This window comes from Moorena sp. SIO3I6, from assembly GCF_010672095.1.
The window spans coordinates 1-2541 of the sequence record NZ_JAAHHU010000639.1 but is presented as its reverse complement, the minus strand read 5'-3'; the positions used below and the strand labels follow the sequence as shown (position 1 = coordinate 2541).

At 40.1% G+C, this 2541-nt stretch carries 3 protein-coding genes; all 3 read right to left on the bottom strand.

Annotated elements, in window-relative coordinates:
- A partial coding sequence (locus tag F6K49_RS40705) for a hypothetical protein (RefSeq protein WP_293106610.1) occupies positions 1–298 on the bottom strand: 298 nt, incomplete at its 3' end.
- A 177-nt stretch (positions 299–475) separates the two neighbouring features.
- Entirely contained in the window at positions 476–739 is a 264-nt protein-coding gene (locus tag F6K49_RS53870) for a transposase (protein ID WP_366514294.1), read from the bottom strand.
- 476 nt (positions 740–1215) lie between these two features.
- The gene (locus F6K49_RS40700; RefSeq protein WP_293106613.1) at positions 1216–2520 is read right to left on the bottom strand and encodes an AarF/ABC1/UbiB kinase family protein; all 1305 of its coding nucleotides are present in this window, start codon (positions 2518–2520) and stop codon (positions 1216–1218) included.
- Positions 2521–2541: the final 21 nt, after the last annotated feature.

Genomic DNA, 2541 nt, shown 5'->3' with positions numbered 1-2541 from the left:
ATTTCATTAACTTAGACATACTCTTGGTATAGTTCTTTCCAAAATCCTTAATCCAACCATTTTTCTTCTTACGATTGGACTTCTCATGGCGATCCTTATAGACCTTACTTGCCTCATCGAAACGCTTTGCTTGTTTAAACACAGCCTTCTCAATAGGCTTTAAACCTGCTGCCTGCTTCTTTTTCTTCTTTTTCTTGCTCCTCTTACTTGAAGACCCAGACAAGAAATCAGGTGTGCCTCCAAAATCCTCTTCACTGCGTAGAATGACAGCGCTCTTAACTCCCTCACTATCAGCCATAACGTTTAGGTTCCTAGATTGATTTAACTACTACAGTTGATTCTATCGCATAAAACATCACTGATCAACAATTAAAGCTGATTTGTAAACAAAACCTCAACAAGCCAGTCGGCGAGTCATTAAATTGGCGATGCGGGCAAAGACCGACGCTACGCGAGCGCCACACTGGAGTCTTCTTCACCTCCCATTTGTTATCGGAGTGGATGACGCAATTGGCCATGGATTCTCAGCCCATACCCAAAGCGGTTGCCATTTACGGAAATAACCATAGACCCTTGGGTGAGGTAAAAAGTCATGGTGCAGCATGTTCAACTGGGATCCACTACGCTGCACATAGCAGATCCCGTTGATCATCTCGCGCAAGTTTACCCTCCTCAGAGGCCCAAATCCCTTCGGCTTCGGTATAAGCGGTCGCAACACTTCCGATTCCACATCACTCATATCACTTGGATAGGGTTGGCGGTGATGATTGGAGATTTGAGGCAAACGACTCATGGATATAGGGTTGAACTCGTCTTCTGTTTCAGATTACAAGTCACTCAGCCAGGCTTCGAGTTAGCTTTAGATTTTCTTTACAAATCAGCTCTTCAACTGACGTGAGTAGTGAAAGTGCATCATTTCATAGTAAGACTTCAGGTCAACGGTTTTAACCTCTCCCACTGTTCAAAACTTTACGTCCCCTGGATTCATCTAATGCACCCATTTATCACACTACTTTTAGGATATAACCAGTTTGAAAACACCCCCTAGGGGGGCGAAACCATACCCAGAATCAGCAACGCCTTTCTCCTTCACATTCGATGGAACCAGTACCCATCATGCAAACAATAGGAAAAACGAATGTATAGGCTGGAATTTCAGATCCACACTTATGAGTATTCGGTTACATAAGTTTTGTCAGTCAACCAGCCGCTTACCTATTGAGGAAAGTCTTTACGCTCCAGAACTTTTGCCCCCGCAAGCAGTATTCTAGCACTGAGGCCAATCAGTATAAAAATACCAATCCATTCCAGATATGGAAGATGGGGAATTTGTTTAAAAAACTCTTCAGCCAGTTGAGTATGAATAGGTTCAATCGCTTTAAAATAATGTTGATAAAGGAAACTATAAACTGCAACTGGTTCAGTTATTAGGAGTAAATAGGCGAGAGATTGGAAACCTATTACCAGTAACAGTGCAAAAATATTACTGGTTAACTCAAATGCGATGGTTCGTTGTCGCAACTCAGGTAAAACCAGGTTATTGTACTCGCTAATAGTGTCAAAGAACTGGTTAATCGAAGTTCTAATACTTTTTGGATCTAAACTTTGTTTGAGAGCACGTCGATCTGCCTGCCGATTATATTTTTTAGATGTCTTGAAGAAATCAAATTCAGGTAATAGGTACTGCAGTGCACCATCTAGAGTTAAAAAAGATCGAGTCAATTTGAGAAAAGTCCAATTACTTGGGATACCATATTTGGCAATCACTTTAGATAATTCAGCGGTTGCCCCACCAAAAGACTTTTCTTTATACTCTATCCCTTTAAGTTGGGCTTTGGAAGACCAAATCTCTATAGCACTCGACATCTCTGCCCTGACTCTAGGTAAATTAACTCTGGGAATATCAACAGCAAACCGCACGATATAATTAGCCGCTTTGGCAAAATCTCCATCTGACAATGCATTCGTATACTCATTATAAGTTACCCTTAACTCCCTATCCAGGGATCCCACGCTACCCATGTCAATGAATGCAACTTTGCTCCGACGCAAGAAAATAATATTGCCTGGATGTAGATCTCCATGGTACAAGTTATCTTCAAATACTTGTCGAAGTAATGAAATAAACATCGCTTCACCCGCTTTTTCAGGATCAAAGTCATTTTCATCCTGCCATTGAGAGGCTCTGACGGGATCCCTAGCCAATACTTTAATATAATCAGAGGCAAGAACTCCATCGATATATTCCATAACTAAAACTCGACGCTTAGAATATTTGTTATAAATCTTTGGAACATATATTTTATGCTGCTTTAGTGTTTTTCTCATATTACGAGTATTAGATGCTTCATAGCGATAATCTAATTCCTCATTAAATATTTTATCTAACTCCGATACTGCTTCATCTAAACGTAGGTAACTCATAAAATTCAAAGAAATTAACAGGTTTGCAAAGACTTTAATTAAATCCAAATCTCGCTTGAATGCTTCTGCTAGATTTGGACGTTGAACTTTAACGATTACCGGAACATTTTTTCTTTA